Raw genomic sequence first — 19,294 nt, forward strand, 5'->3', positions numbered from 1 at the left:
AAGTTGCTAACGGTTTAAATGCCCAAACAGTTATGTGCCTTGTAAAAAATAGAAGTTGCTTTGTTATAAAACAATCCTGGAGATATGCCTGTAAATGGTAATTCCTTAAACCCTTTTTCTGTTAAAAATGTTCTAGCTTCTTGATAAATTTCTCTTTCAGAATCATCTAAAACCAAAACACCATTCGGTGTTAAAGCTTCAACGCTGTTTTTGCTGCAATTAACTCGATCTCTTCCGTCAACAATAATCACATCGAATTTTTCGCCAAGCAAAGCTGCTTTTTTGCTATACTCGCCACCTTTTTCTAGGTGAGTAAAAATCATTTCAGCGTTTGATGCTTTTTCTTTAACAATTTTATTAAACCAAGCCTCATCGTGCTCAACCGAAACTACTCTTTTAACTCTCTTGGCGTAAAACAAAGTTGAGTTTCCAGAGCCATATTCGAATATAGAAAGGTCTTTACTTAATCTGGTTTTAATAAAATCGATGAAGGAATAAGTTACCCATGGCAAAGGCTCTCCCGATGCATCCACCGCTTGATGGGTATCAAAAGCTGTAAACCAACCGATGGTGGCTAAATATCCTTTATGACCATAAGATAATAAGGCGTTAAGCCTTTTCGGCTTACTTACTAATGTTGCTAATGCTTTGAATGTACTCAACGTTTAAATATTTTTTGAAATGCAGAAACCAAAAATAGTGATTTTAACATCATTATTCCTTGTTGGCGTGTTTTTGGAACTAATAAAAGATAGAATGTGGAGATGATGCAAGCAACTAATGTAGCTATAGATGCGCCAACGCCACCGTACAAAGGAATTAGCCATAAATTAAGCAGAACGTTAATAATAGCTCCCGTTAAAGTTCTATAAAAGGAGATTTTAGTATAACCTTCTGCTAATAAATATTGGGAACTCGCAACTCCTAAAAAAACAAAAATGCCCGACCAAATATGGATAGACAACATTGCGCCAGCACCTTCAAATTCTTTATCGTAAATAAGGTGAATAATATCATTAGCAAATAAGCTGATAAAGACGGCAACAGGTAAACTGATGAAAACCAATAAATCGTAAAGATTTTTTAAACGTTTTTGATAACGTTCTAAATCTGTTTTACGAGCATTGATAATTGCAGGAAAAACAGAAGAAATAATTGCTGTCGGAATAAAAAACCAAGCTTCACTCAAATTTGCTGCGGCGCCATAGATACCAACGGCTACACTTCCAATTGGTTTCAGCATTACAACGTCAATTTTCATATAAACAGTGACCATCACCGCAGATAATATTAACGGGAAAGATTGTTTTAATAGTTTAATACCCCTTGCTTTGTTAAAACTCCAATTAAATATGCTAATGCCTTTATTTTGATAAGTGATGATTAAACCAGTTGCCAAAATGAAGGCGTCAAATAACAATACCAGCACTAAATATATTAAGGGTAAGCCCAGCAATACAACTGCAAACTTCAACCCTGTTGTAATAAATAAACAGCTGTTTTGTACATGAACAACGTACTTTGATTGTACTTGAGATTGGAAATAGGCATCGATTACGTTAAAGGATTTAAACACCGATATAAAGGAAAGTAATACAACAAATAGGCTTAAGTTATCTCCTGGTGTGGCCGAGAAATAATGGAATATTAAATAAACACCAATTGTAATTGGGATTAAAACGCTGTTGGTAATTAACCTTAGCCATAAAGCTGTACCCAATATTTCGTCACGTTTGTTGGGTTCATTTATTATCTCCCTAATGATGAAAGTATCTAAACCTAAAGCTCCTACCGCACCAGTTATGGTAACTAATGCCAACACAAAACTTAAATCACCAAATAATTCTGGACCTAAATAACGGGTAACAACAAGTGAAGCCGCTAAACCTAAAATTTTCCCGAACATTAACCACCCAGTATTTTTTAAGTACTTGTTTAATGCCTCTTCATCAAAACCTTTTAGAAATGGTAGCTTCATTAGCGCAAAGATGTAAAAATAATTGAGGTATTAAGTTAATGGAGCACCAACAGCAATATCACACCTGTGGTTTGGCTGTCCATGTGCAGGGTTTAACCTTTGTCCTTTTTCGTTTAATAATGGAGCTTGAGTTGTGGCTGCAGGTGGGGTAACAGTAACTTTCGGATTAGGTGTACTAACCACAGCTTGAGTAGGTTTTGAGTTTAAAGGAGCGCCAACAGCGATGTCACACCTATGATTTGGTTCTCCATGAGCAGGATTTAACTTTTCTCCTTTTGCATTTACAGTAGCTGTTTGAGCAGTAGGGGGTGTTACTGACACTGTTGGTTGAGGAGTTATTGTAGCTGGTTGAGTAACTGACGTAGTTTGAACCGTTGGTGCTGTTGCTTTTGTTGGTGTGGAATTTAAGGGAGCGCCAACTGCAATATCACAACGATGTCCTGGTTGTCCGTGAGCAGGATTTAATGCACCCGAAGTACCAACAGGATTTACAACAGGGGTTTTTACTCGCTGATTCAAACTGGCTAAATCCTCTGGTTTAGCCACATAATTCTGAGTAGGTTCTGGTTTTTTGGTGTTGCAAGCTGCTAGACCGACAATTGCTAAAATGTAAAGTAAACGTTTCATAAAATTATGTTTTCTGCTTAAACCCTTTTTCTACTCTTACTAATTGTTTTAAATGATGATTTAAGTGGATTTCAATAAACCTTAACCACTGCCCTGCATTTAAATAACCTAATCTCGGATGTTTTGTCCTGATTTTTGGATTGGCCTTTTTTATTTGTGGTAAAACTTGTATCAACTGTAATTCAAAGTCTGTTATAAATTGTTCAGCAGCCATTAAATTAATTTTTTTAACCCTTTCTGCCAATCTTTTGGGTACTTTATATTTCTTGCCAGGAGGAAGTGCTCCAAAAAATAAAATCATTATTGTGGTAAAATGAGCTGCTTTTTTTTCTCCATCACCTTTTATGCAATTGTTCAAAGCCATTAGTGATAATAGGCTAGAGTCAAAGATATGAGAATAGACTTCGCTATAACTCCACCCGCCTTTTGATGGGGTTACAACGAAATCTTCTTCGCTTTTTGTGGCTAATTTAGCCTTATAAGCACTAACTATTTTTGTAATCGATTTATAAACACGTGATGTATTCATTTAATAAAGTTATAACTATTTCTCATTTAAAAGTGATTCAACAGCTCTTCCAAATGAAAAATCTGCCATTCCACATCTTCAGGTTTTTCTGCATTTAATGGATTAAAAAAGATGGCTTTCAATCCAAATTCTTGTGCTCCACGAATGTCTGCTTCTAAACTATCGCCAATCATGATGCTTTCTTCTTTAGTGGCCGATGCTTTTGCTAAAGCGTGTTCAAAAATGAGCCTGTTAGGCTTGTTTACCCCAACGTCTTCAGAGATTATCACATTTGTGAAATAAGGATTTAAACCAGAAAGATGCATTTTGGTTAATGTAGTTTCTTTAAATCCGTTAGAGATAATGTGTAATTGATATCTCTTTTGAAGATAGGCCAGCACCTTTTCAGCGCCAGCAAATAAATTGGTTTTTGTCGGACTAATCCTTACATAATCATCTTCAAATTGATGGGGAACGTGTTCTGGTTTTATGCCTAATTCTAAAAATGTTTTCCTAAAACGCTCTTGCCTTAAATGCTCTTTGGTAATTTCACCTAAATGATATTGCTGCCAAAGGCGATGATTATTGGCTGTATATTTTTCAATAAATTCAGCAGAATGCAGACCCAATTTTTTTAACTGATAAACTTCATAAAGTTCTAATAAAGTTTCTTGTGCATTGCGGTCAAAATCCCAAATGGTATGGTCAAGGTCGAAGAAAATATGTTTAGTCATTTTGTTTGATGAACCGCAAAGGTCGCAAAGATTTTTGGTTAAGGAAAAAGGTAACCGCAAAGCAGCAAAGATTTCGCAAAGATAAATAAGCTTGTTGCCTTTGCGGTTAAATTAGTGGATTATAAATAAGGAGAAACCTTTGTTTCTATTTCAATAATTAACTCTTCGTCCATGTATTGATAATCATCTGGAATATCCAATATGATCATTTCTTTTTCTTCTAATGCTGCTGAAAAACTTTCGTTTAATATTTGTTTATGCCTTTTCTCCATCACAAATATTAAGTCTGCCCAATTAATCATCTTTGCATTAATTTTTATTCTTGCAGATGCAGCTGTCCCTGCAGACCTTACTTGATGGATTGGATGATTTTGATAGATGGTTTCTGCAGTAGCACTTCGCCATTTATTTCTACTGCAAACAAAAAGAACATTCATATTTTTCTACTCCTACGGTATTCAGGTAAAGTAATTATACCTTTCTCAAAATCACATACTTTAATTTCTTTGGAATTTAAATTAACCAACAATCTTAAAGAGGTAGAAAATCGGTCAAAAGTATCATGACCGATGCTTACTTCAAAAGTAGACTGCTTCTCAGTATGAAAAACTAATAACGCTAGTTTATCCTTATATTGTTTTTTAAGAGATTGATACTCTTCGGTATTATCTATAATTCTGTGAATTTTATTATGTACACTATCTGGAATGCTATAGTTTACTTTCTTAACAGTTGGTTCAATAATCAATGGGCTTTTTGTTGGTGTAGAATTTATGGCTTCAGATTTTTGACTTGCCTTTGGCTTACAGCTTATGATAGTTGAAATGAAGCATATTAACCAAAGATATTTCATAGTCAATCTTTAACTATGCTTTTACTCCAAAGGCCAAATCTCCTGCATCCCCCAATCCTGGTACGATATAAGATTTACTGGTCATCTCTTCATCAATGGCACCTAGCCATAAATTTGCTTTAGGCAAGTTTGCTCTCACGTGTTTAACGCCTTCAGTACTTGCAATGGCAGCTACAATATGTAGCTTTTCTATTTTATAGCGATTGATTAATTCCTTGGCGCAAAGCACCATACTTAATCCAGTGGCCAACATGGGGTCGGCGAGAATTACCGTTTTTCCTTCTAAATCAGGAGCAGAAATATGCTCCATCTGAATGATGAAATCTCCACTTTTTTTGGTTTTACGATAAGCGGTAATGAATGCACAATCTGCCTTGTCAAACACATTTAATAAACCTTGCTGCATTGGTAAACCTGCTCTTAAAATAGTGGCTAAAACAGGTTGTTGTTTTAGAACCTTACTTTTAGCAATACCTAGCGGCGTTTGAGTTTCAATTTCAGTATAAGTTAGCGACTTGCTGATTTCATAAGCAAAAAACTCACCCAATCGCTCCAAATTTCTGCGAAAACGCATCGAGTCCTTTTGAATGGTTTCATCTCTCATTTCGGCAACGAAGGTATTGGCAATCGAATTTGTTTTGCTTAAATCGAAAATCATATTATAAATATAAAAAAAAGATTTCAATCCTGACTTGTACCGATTTTATATCGGCAGCGTAGTCGAAGGATATCTTTTTACAATCACATTCCTACTCAAAAGGAGACCCTTTAGGACAAAGTCGGAATAATAGAATAATTTTTTTTGTGTTCTTCGTGTCTTTTGCGGTTAGTATTCGACAAGCTCAGACTGACAAAACTAACCTAAAGAATTCTTCAACATTTCATCGTAAACAGTTTTCCAGCCTTTCCATTTGCCACTTTCAGATAACGATTCATTATGCCATAAGCTACAAAATGTTCCATTTACCAATTTAACATTCGACATTAACTCATCCACTTTCGCAATAGCCTCAACAGGATTTAACTTTAGGTATTGTTGTAAAGTTACATCCATCACGGCAAACGGATGTATTTTTAAATAAGTTTGTTTTTCCAACTGTAAATCATACCAAAAAAATGAGGTGCAGGTACCAGCTCTAAAACCAACTTGAGAAGCATAACCCATCGAATAATCGTGATTAATGCCAGCTTTTATTAACTGTAAATAGGTTTGTGGTAAATGTATCTTTAAAAAATGTTGCCTAGAAGAGTCAATTTTTTTCTTAGTAATTTCTTGTAAAGCTATTAGCTCTTCTGTAATCTTTTTTGTTTCGATATTGGACGCATAAGATGGATGAATCCCAATTTGTGCCGTTTGAGCAATTTCACTAATGAGGGTTTTGAAGACTTCGTCTTCTGGATTTATATTTTGGTCAAATTCTTCGTGACCTTGCCTTGCCAATAAAAAGAAAAAGATAGGCTGTAATCTGTATTGTTCGTGAATTGCAGCTAAATATTCATAAGTATCGAAAGGGTCGTTTTGCCCAAGTCCGGTTTTTATAATGTCTACAATTTTTTCTGTGTTTAAATTTACAGCGGCCTTAATTATTCGAGCAGTATTTTTCACTAATCCACTCGATTTAAATTGGAAAGCCCTATCAACATCAACAGTTGGCACAAATTGGAATTTCCTTCTGCCGAATGTTAAGGTAGGAAACTGCTTAACTAAAATGTTCTTTAAGATAATTGCCCAATTATCAATAATTGGTATTTTTAGAACATCTAATTTATACTGTAAACTTAACTCTGCCGGGTAACGCTGATGTTCATCGGCCTCAAAAGGTAAATACTCTTCATATCTGCTCAAAAAATAAAATGAAGCAGCAAAAACGTCAAAAGGTAAAGCGCTATTATCAACCCTGAAAGGAACTTGCTGCTCGCCAAATTCTGTTAATTGCATCTCAATTGCCTCAACCTTGTGTTTTAATAAAAGTGGAGAGCAGCCAAAGAAAAGTTCATCGGCCAACGGCAAATCATTATAACTGAATTTTGGCAAGCTACTTTTAGCAAAGTCTGCAACAATGCTTGTAAATTCAAAATCGCAAATCAGAATCTCCCTGAAAATAAAATTGAATATATATTTTATCCTTGGAGTAACTTTTGGGGTGTAAACTAACAACGGCATAATTGCTTAAAGGTAATCCCTTAAAGTTAAATTTGTAGTCAGGAATTGTAATATTTTTAATTATAAGATAATCGGTTTGCTAGAAAGCAACATTCAATCCCTTGTTAGGATAATTTGCCCTTACGCTTTTTCTTGTTGCTGCATTTACTACATGTAGGATGTTCATTTGGTCATCAAATAAATCATACAAAATGGTATTCGTTAAGTTTAAGCTTTGCAATGATGATATATTATCAATCTCAAAATAAATATTTGTAGCCTCATTATCTTTCTCAAAACCCACATAAGTTGCAGTTAAATTTTTTCCGTTAACTTTATAGTGAAGATTGGCGTTAATATATTTTTTAACTAGTTCATCCATTGCGGTATGCATCGTTTGTTTATTCAAATCAACTTTTGTTTTGAACTGTTTTGCCAATACTGTTTCAAAATCATCAGTAAAGATTCGACAACTAATCTCTAAGCTTTTTTCTTTTGAGTTAAATTCTATCTCTGTTGTGCTCACATGGAGTGGATGTTTGCCTGATGGTTCCAAAAACAATGGAAAAATCATTAAAACAAGTAACAATTTTGAATAGATAGCCGTCATTTGCTTGCGATTTTGTTAAAATGATAAAAAAGAATTTATTTTTAGCGTGTCAAAAATAACAAAGCTATCCGAATAACACACATTCATTATGCCATTAACAGATTTTCTGTTTTATTTTAAGTTAGGTTGGTCACACATTGTAAGTTTAGATGCCCTAGACCATCAACTATTTATACTGGCACTAGTAACTGTTTATACTGCTAAAAACCTAAAACAGGTTTTGATTCTGGTAACGGCTTTTACAATTGGGCATTCCTTAACCTTGTTGTTAAGTGTTTTAGATGTGATAAGATTTGAAAGTAAATGGGTTGAGTTTTTAATTCCTTGTACCATATTCTTTACAGCGCTAAGTAATCTCTTTAAAAAGGATTTTTCCAGAAAAGCAGTAAATACAAATTACTATCTTGCATTACTGTTTGGGCTAGTTCATGGAATGGGATTTGCAAACTCAGTAAGAATGATGTTAGCCAAGGACCAAAATATTGGTTGGGGCTTATTTGGTTTTAATGTTGGTTTAGAAGTTGGACAGATAGCTTTTGTAATCATCATTTTATTTGCAACTTGGATTGGCCTATCTTTTTTTAGAATTAAGAGAAGAGATTGGGTTATATTTTTATCGGCAGCCGTGTTTAGCCTGGCTTTAAAAATGGCTTTAGAGAGAATTCCTTATTAATCAATATACGATGAATAAATTTTACAAACTTTTCAGTTTATTGGCAATAACAAGTCAAATTGCCGTTGCCCAAAATATTTTGAATAATCCTGGTAGCAACCACGGAAATAAATTCGAACAATTGGGTACAATCTTGAATACGCCAAACGAACAGCGTACAGCAAGTGGTGCACCTGGTATAAAATATTGGCAACAACGTGCCGATTATAACATTAAGTGTGAACTTGATGAAAAAGCACTAACCTTAAATGGAAGTGAAACAATTACCTATCATAATAATTCACCAGATGTGTTAACCTACATTTGGATTCAATTAGATGAGAATGAGCACAACAATTTAAGAAATGCAGGCTATCAGAATAGTAGCAGAATGCCTGCTGGTGCTACTACAGCACAGGTTGATAATTTGGCGCCAAAAACAGAAAGCAATGGTTATGGTATTGCTATCAAAAAGTTAACTGATGCTACAGGCAAAAAATTAAGTTATACCATCAACAAAACAATGATGCGTATCGAAATCCCTGCTTTAAAATCAGGTGCAGTATTTGTTTTTAATATCGATTGGAGCTATAAAATTACGGATAGAATTGCTGGCGGTGGTCGTGGTGGCTATGAATTTTTCCCTGCTGATGGAAATCATCTTTTTACAATGGCACAATGGTTTCCACGTTTGTGTGTGTACAGTGATTTTCAAGGATGGCAAAATCATCAATTTACTGGAAGAGGTGAGTTCGCTTTAACTTTTGGAAATTATAATGTGCAAATGACCGTTCCTGCTGACCATATGGTTGGTTCAACTGGAGAATGCCTTAACTATAGTGCAGTTCTAACGCCAACTCAATTGGCAAGATACAACAAAGCTAAAACGAGTACTATTGCACCTGTTGAGATTGTAACTTTAGCAGAAGCAAAAGCGGCTGAAGCCAAAAAATCTGAAGCTAAAAAAACTTGGGTTTTCCAAGCAAATAACGTTCGTGATTTTGCGTGGACATCTTCTCGTAAATTTGTTTGGGATGCCATGGCACAACCAATTGCTGGTAAAAATGTAATGTGTATGAGCTTTTATGGAAAGGAAGCTTACAGCCTATACAGTAAATTCTCTTCTCGTGCAGTTGCACATACTATTAAAACTTATTCAGATTTTACCATCCCTTATCCATATCCAGTTGCTCAAAGTATAGAGGCGGCTAATGGAATGGAATATCCAATGATTTGTTTCAACTATGGTCGTACAGATGCTGATGGAACTTATAGCGAAAGCACTAAAAACGGAATGCTAGGAGTAGTTATCCATGAAGTAGGGCACAACTTTTTCCCGATGATTATCAATAGTGATGAACGTCAATGGACTTGGATGGATGAGGGTTTAAATTCATTTGTAGAGTATTTAACCGAAGAACTTTGGGATAATAAATTTCCAAGCAAAAAAGGCCCTGCTTATACAATCGTGCCTTATATGAAATTACCAAAAGACCAGTTAGAGCCAATCATGTCTAACTCTGAGAACATTGTAAACTTTGGGCCAAATGCTTACTCAAAACCTGCAACCGGTTTAAATATTCTTCGCGAAACAATTATGGGTCGTGAATTATTTGACTATGCTTTTAAAGAATATTCTAGAAGATGGGCATTTAGACATCCAACTCCTGCAGATTTATTTAGAACAATGGAAGATGCGAGTGGCGAAGACCTAGATTGGTTCTGGAGAGGTTGGTTTTATGGTACTGACCCGGTTGATATTTCTTTAGATAGTGTAAGATATGCTAAACCAGATTTTTCTACCACAGCAGCAGGTGGTGCAGGTAGATTTGGTGGTGGCAATAGACCAGGTGGCGTTAGAGTTGATCCTCCAGCAGTAAATGCTTTTGAGGACATCTCTAAAATTAGAAACCGCCAAGATGCGAACATTAAGTTTTATACGGATAAAGATTTAGCCGCAAGAGATTTTTACTGGAAATATGATAGAGGTTTAACAACTGTTGATACAACTTTAGCAGCTCGTCCGCAAGTTCAACCAGCTAGATTGCCAATGGAAGAATTTAGAGCAGATGAAAAGGCTAAATATGGTAACAAATTTTTTTACGAGTTAAATTTCAGTAACAAAGGTGGGTTGGTGATGCCAATTATTGTAGAGTTTACATTTAAAGATGGTACAAAATTGATGGATAGAATTCCGGCTCAAATTTGGAGATTAAATGAATTGAAAACTTCTAAATTCTATGTTCATGACAAAGAAGTAGCATCAATTAAATTAGACCCATTGCGCGAAACAGCAGATATTGATGAAACCAATAATGCTTGGGGCGGTGGTTCAACACCATCTAAATTCCAATTGTTCAAAATGCGTGCAGGCGGAGCACCAGCAAGAGGACAATCAGTTGGCTCGAACCCTATGCAAATGGAAAAGAAATCTAAATAGTATCGAGTATATAGTATCAAGTAGCAAGACTTGATACTTCTAAAATAAGAACCCGAAGAAATAACGCTTCGGGTTTTTTGTTTCATAGAATAAATCTTTACTCCTTGCTCTTTGTTCCTTTATCCTAAAGCCAAACTTTCCCTTATTATCATTGTTCTCCCATCTTTCAGCTTTAGTCTTTAATCTTTCAGCTTCAAAACTTATCTTTACCTACAATGAAGTTCAAATTAGTATCAGAATATAAACCAACTGGCGATCAGCCTAATGCAATCAAACAACTTGTTGAAGGTGTTAATGCAGATGAGAATTATCAAACTCTATTAGGCGTTACAGGTTCTGGGAAAACTTTCACGGTTGCTAACGTAATCGAGCAAACTCAAAAACCAACCCTAATCTTAAGTCACAATAAAACTTTAGCGGCACAACTTTACGGAGAATTTAAGCAGTTCTTTCCAGAAAATGCAGTTAACTATTTTGTTTCGTATTACGATTATTACCAGCCAGAAGCTTATATGCCTACCACCAATACTTACATCGAAAAAGATTTAAGTATCAATGAGGAAATAGAAAAATTGAGGTTAAGAACTACCTCAGCATTAATGTCTGGGCGTAGAGATGTAATTGTGGTTTCATCCATTTCTTGTATTTATGGTATGGGAAACCCAGAAGATTTTTCGAAATCTGTATTCCGCTTTGCGGTAGGTACGAGAATTAGTAGAAACTCTTTTTTACATAGCTTGGTAGAGATTTTATATGCTCGAACCATTAACGATTTTAAACGAGGGACCTTTAGGGTAAAAGGAGATACAGTAGATATTTTCCCAGCTTATCTGGATAGTGCCTATAGAATTTCTTTTTTTGGTGATGATATTGAGGAGCTTTCAGTTATCGACCCAATTACTGGCAAAACATTAGAGAAGTTAGAAGACATGGCGATTTATCCAGCCAACCTTTTCGTAACGCCGAAAGAAAAGTTCAATTCATCTATTTGGGGTATTCAAGAAGAATTAGAATTGCGTAAAAACCAATTATTAAACGATAGACAATTACTCGAAGCAAAACGATTGGAAGAAAGGGTAAACTTCGATATCGAAATGATGAAAGAACTAGGTTATTGTTCTGGAATAGAGAACTACTCTAGATTTTTCGATGGTCGCTCTCCTGGTATGCGTCCTTTCTGTTTGTTAGATTATTTTCCAGATGACTATTTAATGGTGATAGATGAAAGCCATGTAACCGTTCCGCAAATTAGAGCGATGTATGGTGGAGATAGGTCTCGTAAAATGAGCTTGGTAGAATATGGTTTCCGTTTACCTTCTGCGTTAGATAATCGCCCGTTAAATTTTGATGAATTTGAACGCTTAGCCCCTCAGACTATTTACGTAAGTGCTACTCCGGCAGATTATGAGTTAGAAAAAACTGATGGTGTAGTAATAGAGCAAGTAATTAGACCAACGGGATTATTAGACCCAATTATAGAAGTTCGTCCTGCAATAAATCAAGTTGATGATTTATTGGACGAAATTGATAAAACCATTAAAATGGGCGACCGTATTTTGGTAACAACCTTAACCAAACGCATGGCGGAAGAGTTGACCAAATATATGGACAGATTAAATATCAAATGCCGTTACATTCACTCTGAGGTTAAGACACTAGATCGTGTAGAAATTTTACGTGACTTGCGTTTGGGCGTATTTGATGTTTTGATAGGAATTAATCTTTTACGTGAAGGATTAGATTTGCCAGAAGTTAGTTTGGTAGCAATTTTGGATGCCGATAAAGAAGGTTTTTTAAGGTCGGATAGAGCATTGATACAAACTATTGGTCGAGCCGCTCGTAATGACAGAGGCCGAGTAATCATGTATGCAGATAATATGACACAGTCGATGGAAAGAACCATTGATGAGACCAATAGACGTAGGGAAAAACAAGTTGCTTATAATTTAGAACACGGAATTACACCTAAAACGGTTGGTAAAACGAGGGAAGAAATCATAGAGCAAAGTTCTGTTTTAGATTTCTCTGAAAGTAAAGCTAGAAACAAAGCTTATGTAGAAATTGATGAAGTAAGCATCGCTGCCGACCCAATTGTACAGTACATGACTAAACCTGAAATGCAAAAAGCCATAGACAAAACCAGAAAAGACATGCAAAAAGCAGCTAAGGAAATGGATTTCTTAATGGCAGCCCGCATGCGTGATGAAATGTTTGCTTTGGAAAAAGTATTCGCTGAACGATTTGAAAAATAATATTTTTTAGACTGTCATCCTGAGCTTGTCTAAGGATAGGTGTCTAAAATAAGTCTCATATCTCACATCTTAATACTCACATCTAAAATTATGCAAGGACAAAACAGAAAAGATATTTATCCAGGATTAGAAGTTGGCATCATCCTTAAAAAAGACCAACGAAATGGAAATGTAACCTACGGCGTGGTTGCAGCGTTATTAACTTCATCAGCATTTCATTCAAGAGGAATAAAAGTTAAGCTAGAAGATGGACAAATAGGAAGGGTTTGCGAAATAGTTGAAGAATAAAGTGCCATTAGCTCCCACGGATTATCCTATCGGCTGGTGTCTCACCTGACGAAAAAAGAGTAATTATGGATTCTGAATAATTTGTTCATCTTCATTTTATGAAAAGATTTATACTACTTATTGCATTAATTTCCCTTGGATTTAAAGGCTTTGCACAAAATACAGATTCAACAAAAACTGTAAAAAAAGAGCCTGTAATTTGCTTATGCTGCGGTCCAATAGACCCAGCAAAACAACCAACTTATGTAATCAATGGAATAGTTGTAATTCCAGATTTCTTTCAATTCTTAAATCCTAATGAAATTGAATCAATAGATGTTGTTAAAAATGCGGCTGCTGCAGATTTAAATATCTCAAATAAGAATGGTACAATTATCATTAAGATGAAAAAGAACATCAAATGGATTTCTCTAACATCAATCCTTGCTAAAAATAGAGTGAAACCGACCAATAGAAATCTTCCAATTTACTATAAAGATAAGGTGCTAAAGGCCGATTCTTTATTGGCTTCAAATCTAAAACAGTTTCAGGTTACATTGCAAAACAATAATTCAGAAAAACTTGATAATGCTACTATTGTTGGGAAATACCTATTGATTTCTGAAACTAGTAAATGATTTCTTTTGTAATCCCATTGCAATTATCTTTTTAAAAAGTAACAAAAAATAAAACTGCTCGTCTATATTTGTGTTAATAATTTAATATATGGCATTCTTTTTAAAATTCATACTTATTTCTATCATTCTCATTTGGGTGTTCAGGGTACTCATCAGAATGATTTTTCCCGCAGTGCTTAGAAACGCTTTTAGCAATGTGCAAAATCAAGCAAATGCAAACCAACAACAACGTACTTCTAATTCAAAACCAGAAGGTTCTATATCTATAGATTATATGCCTAAAAAAGAAAAAAAGGGCAACGCAGATAAACTTGGCGATTTTGTAGATTACGAAGAAGTTAAGTAGTATATAGTAGTTATAATTTAGTATTTAGACTTAGTTTCTGCGCTCTGCTATTTCCTTTTAGGATTAGATCAATAATTTAATTTTTATTAAAGCATCTTAAAGTATTAAAAAAGTTCTGCTAGGCCATTTAGTTTCTAAATACTTTATACTAAATACTAACTACTTTCTTAATGCTAACTACTCAAAAAATTTTCTATTTTTGAGGCTTAGTTTAAATTAAAAACAGCCTTAATGAACAATTGGTTTAAAAATAATGGCACCCACTTAGCCATCATTGCAATATTTGTAGTTATTTCTTTTGCTTATTTCTTTAAGCCTTTACTAGATGGTCACGTATTAGCGCAAAGCGATGTGATACAGGCGAAGGCCATGCAAAAAGAAATCATGGAGTACAAGGACAAAGATGGTAAAGGACCACTTTGGACAAACCAGATGTTTGGCGGTATGCCAGCATATCAAATCTGGGTACAATACGCATATAACGGTGCCACTTACGGCATTGCATTAATTACAAAAGCTTTTCCAACACCTATCGGTACAGTGTTATTATTGTTGGTAGGCGCTTACTTTTTGTTTATTACGCTTAAAATAAATCCTTGGCTTGCAGCGGCAGGTGCCATCGCCTTTGCTTTTACCACCTATAATTTTGTGTTAATTGCTACAGGTCACAGCAACAAAGCTTTAGCTATTGGATTTTTTGCCCCAATTATAGCAGGGCTGATTTTAACCTTACGAGGTAAATATTGGCTCGGTGCAAGTTTAACAGCATTGTTTTTGGCTTTAGAAATAAGGGCCAACCATGTTCAAATGACGTATTACCTATTACTTTCTATTCTTATTTTTATGGGGATTGAAATTTACCAAGCTTATAAAAACAAAACACTTCCTGCTTTAGGTAAAGCCATTAGTTTTTTAGGTGCTGCAGTTGTCATTGCAGTAATGGTAAACGCCAGTTTATTATGGACTACCTCAGAATATGCAAAGGAAACTAATCGTGGTAAATCTAATTTAACAAGCACTTCTACAGAGAAAGAGTCTGGTATGACTAAAGAATATGCTTATGGTTGGAGCCAAGGAGTTGGCGAGAGTTTTACCTTCTTGATACCAGATTTGTATGGTGGCGCAACAAGTATCGACCAATTAGTAAAGCCAGAAAGCCATTTATATAAAGCAGTTTCAGAAAACTTGACTGGAGGCGATCCGCAAGCAACCATACAAGCAATTGGATATTTAGGCCAAGATCAAAGACTCAATATGCAACAATACTGGGGCGAGAAACCTGGCACATCAGGTGGATATTATTTTGGTTCAATCATTTGTTTCTTATTTGTATTCGGGTTGTTCATAGTTCGCAGTCGTTTAAAATGGTGGATTTTAGCTACCACGGTATTGTTCATCCTTTTATCGTTCGGAAAAAACTTCCCATACGTTTCAGATTTATTCTATAATTATTTCCCGCTTTACAACAAATTTAGAGCAGTAGAATCTATCCTAGCTGTTGTGGGTTTAATGGTGCCTCTATTGGCATTCCTAGCAATTAAAGAAGCCCAAGAAGGAAATATCGACCAAAAAATATTAATTAAAAAATTAACTTGGTCAGCAGGGATTACTGGTGGTTTCGCATTAATTGTAGCTTTAGCGCCAACATTATTCTTCAGTTTTAAAACGAATAACCATGCAGAGATCTTAACTAATCTAACTCAGATGTTAAAGAACGATGCGAGCTTGGCGCATAAAGTTGCTGATGCATTAATACAAGATCGTATTTCAATTGCTAGGGCAGATGCAATTCGTTCATTCTTGTTTATTGCCATCGCCTTTGGTATTGTTTGGGCGTTTATTACTAAAAAACTGAATATGCAATTGGCTTTTGGTTTATTGGCCTTTGCAGTGTTAATTGACATGTGGCAAGTAGATCGTCGTTATCTAAATAACACAAGTTTTAAAAGCAAATCTGACATGAATGCAGATTTACAACCTCGTGATGTAGATACATTTATTGAAGCAGATAAAGATCCAAACTTTAGGGTTTATGATCAGTCTATCCCAACTTTTACAAGCGCCAATGCTTCAAGATTCCATAAAACAGTGGGTGGTTATCACGCAGCAAAGCTGAAAAGATTTGATGAGTTAATTCAAAATCAATTCTCAAAAAGTGTAAATCAAGATGTTTTGGATATGTTAAACACCAAATACTTCATTACTCAAGACCCTCAAAATGGCTCTTTCAAAATGTCTAGAAATCCAACTGCTTTAGGTAACGCTTGGATAGTACAAGGTGTTCAGTTTGTAAAAAATGCTGATGAGGAAATGAAAGCCATTAGCAGTTTTGATCCAAAACAAGAAGCCATTGTAGATGAGCAATACAAAAAACTAATCGATACCACACGTTTGGGTGCTGATCCAACCGCATTTATCAAGATGGAGAAATATCATCCTGATCATATCGAATATTCTTACAGTGCACCGAGAGATGTAATTGCTGTATTCTCTGAAATCTATTATGATAAGGGATGGAATATGTATATCGATGGAAAAGAGAAACCATATTTTAGAGCAGACTACGTTTTAAGAGCCGCTCAATTAGAGGCTGGTAACCACAAAGTGGAATTTAAATTCGAACCTAAATCTTATTACACTGGAGAGAAAATATCACTGGCTGGTTCTATCTTACTAATTGCATTTTTAGGTTTTGGTATTTATGCTGATAACAAGAAAAAGAAAGTAGCTTAGTTTAGCTAACCCTTAAATGTTTTAGCCACAGATTCGCAGATTGATTTATCATCTGAAAATCTGTGGCTTTTTTATTCTATTCCCTTGGTTGGTGTCCTCACCAACCAATTCAACAATTCATTTTGGCGGATCGGTGATAACACCGACCACAAGTGAAAATTTATAGCCGCAGATGCGCAGATTCAAATCTGTTAATCTGTGGCTTTTTTGTTTAACCGTCTGTTGTCTGTCGAAAAACGAACAACGCAAAACGAAAAACACCAATTCAATTCATAATCTGCACTTAACATATTGTTAATCTATTCGTTGCAATTTTGTAAAGATAAAAATATCAATATGCCAGAATTGTTTTTAGCTGTTTGTGCAATTGTAATCATCGCTTTTTTCTTTAGTCCTTATGATTTGACTATTGATGAAGAAGAAGATTAACACAATCATTTCTTTAAAGAATAAATTGTCAGCCCACTGGCAACAGGCTGTTTACCCTCAAAATTTAGCGTATGGAAAAGAGAGAAGTAGAAATTGTAGTCATTTCTGACGTACATTTAGGTACCTATGGTTGTCACGCCAAAGAGCTCTTAAAATACCTTAAAAGCATCAAACCAAAAAAAATTATTCTCAATGGTGATATTATAGACATCTGGCAATTTAGCAAAAGATACTGGCCAGAAACGCATATGAAAGTCATTAGAAAGTTGATGAAATTTGTAGTTGAAGGAGTACCAGTTTATTATTTAACAGGAAACCATGATGAGTTGCTAAGAAAATTTGCTGATTTACACATGGGCGCTTTTCACCTGCAAAATAAATTGGTATTAGATATTGATGGCAAAAAGGGCTGGTTTTTTCATGGTGATGTTTTTGATGTAACCATGCAACACTCTAAATGGCTCGCAAAAATGGGTGCGATTGGTTATGATAGCTTAATTTTAATTAACAGCTTTGTTAATTGGTGTCTGGCTTTAATTGGTAGACAAAAAATGAGCTTTTCTCAAAAGATAAAAGCCAAATTTAAGGATGCCGTAAAATTCATCAATAGCTTTGAGCAAACTGCTGCCGAATTAGCAATCGAAAAAGGTTATGAGTATGTCGTTTGTGGACATATTCATCAGGCAGAAAATAGAAAAGTAACAACCGAACTCGGAGATGTTACTTACTTGAATAGTGGCGATTGGGTAGAAAGTTTAACTGCCTTGGAATATGCAAATAAAGAGTGGAAAGTATTTAAATATAACCACAAGGATTTTGAAAAAGATGAGGTTGAATTAGGCGAGTTATCAGACAGTGAAGATCTGCATAGTAAACTAAATGTTAACGTACTACTAGAAAAGATTAAATTAGAGATGGTCTAAAACAAAAAGCCATCATGGTGTTTAAATTAAGAAACTAAAAGAATATAAAATCATGATACCTGCCAACCGGCAGGCGAGGCTTCGTTTTCATTAAAACTATAAATACTGACGAAAAATACAGATATTAGCCGCAGATGAAGATACTTTATGCCATACAAGGCACCGGAAATGGGCACGTTAGCAGAGCTAGGGAAATTGTTCCGTTATTGCAACAGCATGGCGATTTAGATATCTTAATTTCCGGTACACAAGCGGATGTAAAATTAGCTCAAGAAGTTAAATATCAATTACATGGTTTTAGCTTTATTTTCGGTAAAAAGGGAGGGGTAGACCATTTCAAGACTTGGAAGAATATGAATTTATTTCGTTTCAGAAAAGACATGAATGCTGTATCTCTTAAAGATTATAACCTTATCATAAACGATTTTGAACCTGTAACAGCTTGGGCTTGTAAAAGTCAGGGTATAGAAAGTGTTTCTCTTAGTCATCAAGCTTCTTTCAAATCTAAAAAAGTACCTAGGCCAAGAACCATAGATTGGGGAAAGTTAATTTTAAGTCGCTATGCGCCAACAACTCATCACATTGGTTTTCATTTTCAAAGATATGACGACTTTATATACACACCAGTAATAAGAAGTGAAATAAGAGAACTGATGACCTCAAATTTAGGCCATTATACAGTTTACCTTCCGGCGATAGATGATAAGGATTTGGTAAAATTACTTAAACAAATTCCGTCAGTCCGTTGGGAAGTTTTCTCAAAACATACAAAAACAAGTTACGCTGATGGAAATGTTTTTGTTGAACCAGTAAACAATATAAAGTTTAATCAAAGCATGGCTAGTTCTACTGGTTTATTTACCGGCGGTGGTTTTGAAGGTCCGGCAGAGGCCTTGTTTCTTGGCAAAAAACTCTTGGTGGCTCCAATGAGGTTTCAATATGAGCAACAGTGTAACGCTTATGCCCTAAAGGAGTTAGGTTTGCCGGTAATTTGGGGTAGTAACAGAAACTGGCTTCCCGTTTTAAAAGACTTCGTAGCCAATCCACAATCGCATCAATTTAATTTTCCAGATGAAACTGCAGAAATTGTAAAAAATGTAGTGCGTAAGTACGCAAGGTAAAATACTTATTTCTGCCATGTAGTCACGTCATTCCCTCGCA

At 35.2% G+C, this 19,294-nt stretch carries 19 protein-coding genes; 9 read left to right on the plus strand and 10 right to left on the minus strand.

Features of this window, described 5'->3' with window-relative positions:
• Positions 1 to 14 precede the first annotated feature (14 nt).
• From EZ428_RS04880 to EZ428_RS04925, 10 genes are all read right to left on the minus strand, one after another.
• The gene (locus tag EZ428_RS04880) at positions 15 to 662 is read right to left on the minus strand and encodes a class I SAM-dependent methyltransferase (RefSeq protein WP_131551978.1); all 648 of its coding nucleotides are present in this window, start codon (positions 660 to 662) and stop codon (positions 15 to 17) included.
• Entirely contained in the window at positions 659 to 1,978 is a 1,320-nt protein-coding gene (locus EZ428_RS04885) for a flippase (protein ID WP_131551979.1), read from the minus strand. The genes EZ428_RS04880 and EZ428_RS04885 overlap by 4 nt, the downstream gene beginning before the upstream one ends.
• Before the next feature lie 30 nt (positions 1,979 to 2,008).
• Positions 2,009 to 2,605, minus strand: coding sequence for a hypothetical protein (locus tag EZ428_RS04890; RefSeq protein ID WP_131551980.1), 597 nt, complete (start codon positions 2,603 to 2,605; stop codon positions 2,009 to 2,011).
• A gap of 4 nt (positions 2,606 to 2,609) precedes the next feature.
• Positions 2,610 to 3,134, minus strand: coding sequence for a DinB family protein (locus tag EZ428_RS04895; protein WP_131551981.1), 525 nt, complete (start codon positions 3,132 to 3,134; stop codon positions 2,610 to 2,612).
• A gap of 26 nt (positions 3,135 to 3,160) precedes the next feature.
• Positions 3,161 to 3,847: a YjjG family noncanonical pyrimidine nucleotidase gene (locus EZ428_RS04900; protein ID WP_131551982.1), complete on the minus strand. Its 687-nt coding sequence runs from the start codon at positions 3,845 to 3,847 to the stop codon at positions 3,161 to 3,163.
• A 119-nt stretch (positions 3,848 to 3,966) separates the two neighbouring features.
• Entirely contained in the window at positions 3,967 to 4,284 is a 318-nt protein-coding gene (locus tag EZ428_RS04905) for a low molecular weight protein tyrosine phosphatase family protein (RefSeq protein ID WP_131551983.1), read from the minus strand.
• A complete protein-coding gene (locus EZ428_RS04910; RefSeq protein ID WP_131551984.1) occupies positions 4,281 to 4,700 on the minus strand; it encodes a hypothetical protein in 420 nt (139 codons plus the stop codon). Before EZ428_RS04910 ends, EZ428_RS04905 begins: the two co-directional genes overlap by 4 nt.
• Positions 4,701 to 4,713: 13 nt before the next feature.
• Entirely contained in the window at positions 4,714 to 5,358 is a 645-nt protein-coding gene (upp, locus tag EZ428_RS04915; protein WP_131551985.1) for a uracil phosphoribosyltransferase, read from the minus strand.
• A gap of 198 nt (positions 5,359 to 5,556) precedes the next feature.
• Entirely contained in the window at positions 5,557 to 6,864 is a 1,308-nt protein-coding gene (locus EZ428_RS04920) for a polysaccharide deacetylase family protein (RefSeq protein WP_131551986.1), read from the minus strand.
• Positions 6,865 to 6,943: 79 nt separating this feature from the next.
• Complete coding sequence (locus tag EZ428_RS04925) at positions 6,944 to 7,453, minus strand: DUF6702 family protein (protein ID WP_131551987.1); 510 nt, start codon at positions 7,451 to 7,453, stop codon at positions 6,944 to 6,946.
• An 88-nt stretch (positions 7,454 to 7,541) separates the two neighbouring features.
• On the opposite strand from EZ428_RS04925, the gene EZ428_RS04930 reads away from it, so the two are divergent.
• From EZ428_RS04930 to EZ428_RS04970, 9 genes are all read left to right on the plus strand, one after another.
• Positions 7,542 to 8,126 (plus strand): HupE/UreJ family protein, encoded by a 585-nt coding sequence (locus tag EZ428_RS04930; RefSeq protein WP_131551988.1) that lies wholly within the window; start codon positions 7,542 to 7,544, stop codon positions 8,124 to 8,126.
• 10 nt (positions 8,127 to 8,136) lie between these two features.
• Positions 8,137 to 10,545, plus strand: a complete 2,409-nt coding sequence (locus EZ428_RS04935) for a M1 family metallopeptidase (protein WP_131551989.1) — start codon at positions 8,137 to 8,139, stop codon at positions 10,543 to 10,545.
• 215 nt (positions 10,546 to 10,760) lie between these two features.
• Entirely contained in the window at positions 10,761 to 12,797 is a 2,037-nt protein-coding gene (gene uvrB / locus EZ428_RS04940; RefSeq protein WP_131551990.1) for an excinuclease ABC subunit UvrB, read from the plus strand.
• 90 nt (positions 12,798 to 12,887) lie between these two features.
• Entirely contained in the window at positions 12,888 to 13,085 is a 198-nt protein-coding gene (locus EZ428_RS04945) for a YwbE family protein (protein ID WP_131551991.1), read from the plus strand.
• A gap of 98 nt (positions 13,086 to 13,183) precedes the next feature.
• Positions 13,184 to 13,702 carry a hypothetical protein gene (locus tag EZ428_RS04950; RefSeq protein ID WP_131551992.1) on the plus strand — a complete coding sequence of 173 codons (519 nt, stop codon included), beginning with the start codon at positions 13,184 to 13,186 and terminating at the stop codon, positions 13,700 to 13,702.
• An 88-nt stretch (positions 13,703 to 13,790) separates the two neighbouring features.
• A complete protein-coding gene (locus EZ428_RS04955; protein ID WP_131551993.1) occupies positions 13,791 to 14,048 on the plus strand; it encodes a DUF4834 family protein in 258 nt (85 codons plus the stop codon).
• Positions 14,049 to 14,279: 231 nt separating this feature from the next.
• Positions 14,280 to 16,781, plus strand: coding sequence for a YfhO family protein (locus EZ428_RS04960; protein WP_131551994.1), 2,502 nt, complete (start codon positions 14,280 to 14,282; stop codon positions 16,779 to 16,781).
• A gap of 500 nt (positions 16,782 to 17,281) precedes the next feature.
• Positions 17,282 to 18,133 (plus strand): UDP-2,3-diacylglucosamine diphosphatase, encoded by an 852-nt coding sequence (locus EZ428_RS04965; protein WP_131551995.1) that lies wholly within the window; start codon positions 17,282 to 17,284, stop codon positions 18,131 to 18,133.
• Between the two features lie 134 nt (positions 18,134 to 18,267).
• Entirely contained in the window at positions 18,268 to 19,254 is a 987-nt protein-coding gene (locus tag EZ428_RS04970; protein ID WP_131551996.1) for a glycosyltransferase family protein, read from the plus strand.
• Positions 19,255 to 19,294 lie beyond the last annotated feature (40 nt).

Source organism: Pedobacter frigiditerrae (assembly GCF_004331645.1).
Classification (GTDB): Bacteria; Bacteroidota; Bacteroidia; order Sphingobacteriales; family Sphingobacteriaceae; genus Pedobacter; species Pedobacter frigiditerrae.

What these genes read in the sequence shown, in the direction of transcription:
- EZ428_RS04895 (WP_131551981.1), bottom strand. Translation starts at nt 3,134, where the DNA reads ATGAATACATCACGTGTTTATAAATCGATTACAAAAATAGTTAGTGCT.
- EZ428_RS04900 (WP_131551982.1), bottom strand. Translation starts at nt 3,847, where the DNA reads ATGACTAAACATATTTTCTTCGACCTTGACCATACCATTTGGGATTTT.
- upp (WP_131551985.1), bottom strand. Translation starts at nt 5,358, where the DNA reads ATGATTTTCGATTTAAGCAAAACAAATTCGATTGCCAATACCTTCGTT.
- EZ428_RS04925 (WP_131551987.1), bottom strand. Translation starts at nt 7,453, where the DNA reads ATGACGGCTATCTATTCAAAATTGTTACTTGTTTTAATGATTTTTCCA.
- EZ428_RS04905 (WP_131551983.1), bottom strand. Translation starts at nt 4,284, where the DNA reads ATGAATGTTCTTTTTGTTTGCAGTAGAAATAAATGGCGAAGTGCTACT.
- EZ428_RS04965 (WP_131551995.1), top strand. Translation starts at nt 17,282, where the DNA reads ATGGAAAAGAGAGAAGTAGAAATTGTAGTCATTTCTGACGTACATTTA.
- EZ428_RS04890 (WP_131551980.1), bottom strand. Translation starts at nt 2,605, where the DNA reads ATGAAACGTTTACTTTACATTTTAGCAATTGTCGGTCTAGCAGCTTGC.
- EZ428_RS04945 (WP_131551991.1), top strand. Translation starts at nt 12,888, where the DNA reads ATGCAAGGACAAAACAGAAAAGATATTTATCCAGGATTAGAAGTTGGC.
- uvrB (WP_131551990.1), top strand. Translation starts at nt 10,761, where the DNA reads ATGAAGTTCAAATTAGTATCAGAATATAAACCAACTGGCGATCAGCCT.
- EZ428_RS04885 (WP_131551979.1), bottom strand. Translation starts at nt 1,978, where the DNA reads ATGAAGCTACCATTTCTAAAAGGTTTTGATGAAGAGGCATTAAACAAG.
- EZ428_RS04910 (WP_131551984.1), bottom strand. Translation starts at nt 4,700, where the DNA reads ATGAAATATCTTTGGTTAATATGCTTCATTTCAACTATCATAAGCTGT.
- EZ428_RS04960 (WP_131551994.1), top strand. Translation starts at nt 14,280, where the DNA reads ATGAACAATTGGTTTAAAAATAATGGCACCCACTTAGCCATCATTGCA.
- EZ428_RS04920 (WP_131551986.1), bottom strand. Translation starts at nt 6,864, where the DNA reads ATGCCGTTGTTAGTTTACACCCCAAAAGTTACTCCAAGGATAAAATAT.
- EZ428_RS04935 (WP_131551989.1), top strand. Translation starts at nt 8,137, where the DNA reads ATGAATAAATTTTACAAACTTTTCAGTTTATTGGCAATAACAAGTCAA.
- EZ428_RS04970 (WP_131551996.1), top strand. Translation starts at nt 18,268, where the DNA reads ATGAAGATACTTTATGCCATACAAGGCACCGGAAATGGGCACGTTAGC.
- EZ428_RS04950 (WP_131551992.1), top strand. Translation starts at nt 13,184, where the DNA reads ATGAAAAGATTTATACTACTTATTGCATTAATTTCCCTTGGATTTAAA.
- EZ428_RS04955 (WP_131551993.1), top strand. Translation starts at nt 13,791, where the DNA reads ATGGCATTCTTTTTAAAATTCATACTTATTTCTATCATTCTCATTTGG.
- EZ428_RS04930 (WP_131551988.1), top strand. Translation starts at nt 7,542, where the DNA reads ATGCCATTAACAGATTTTCTGTTTTATTTTAAGTTAGGTTGGTCACAC.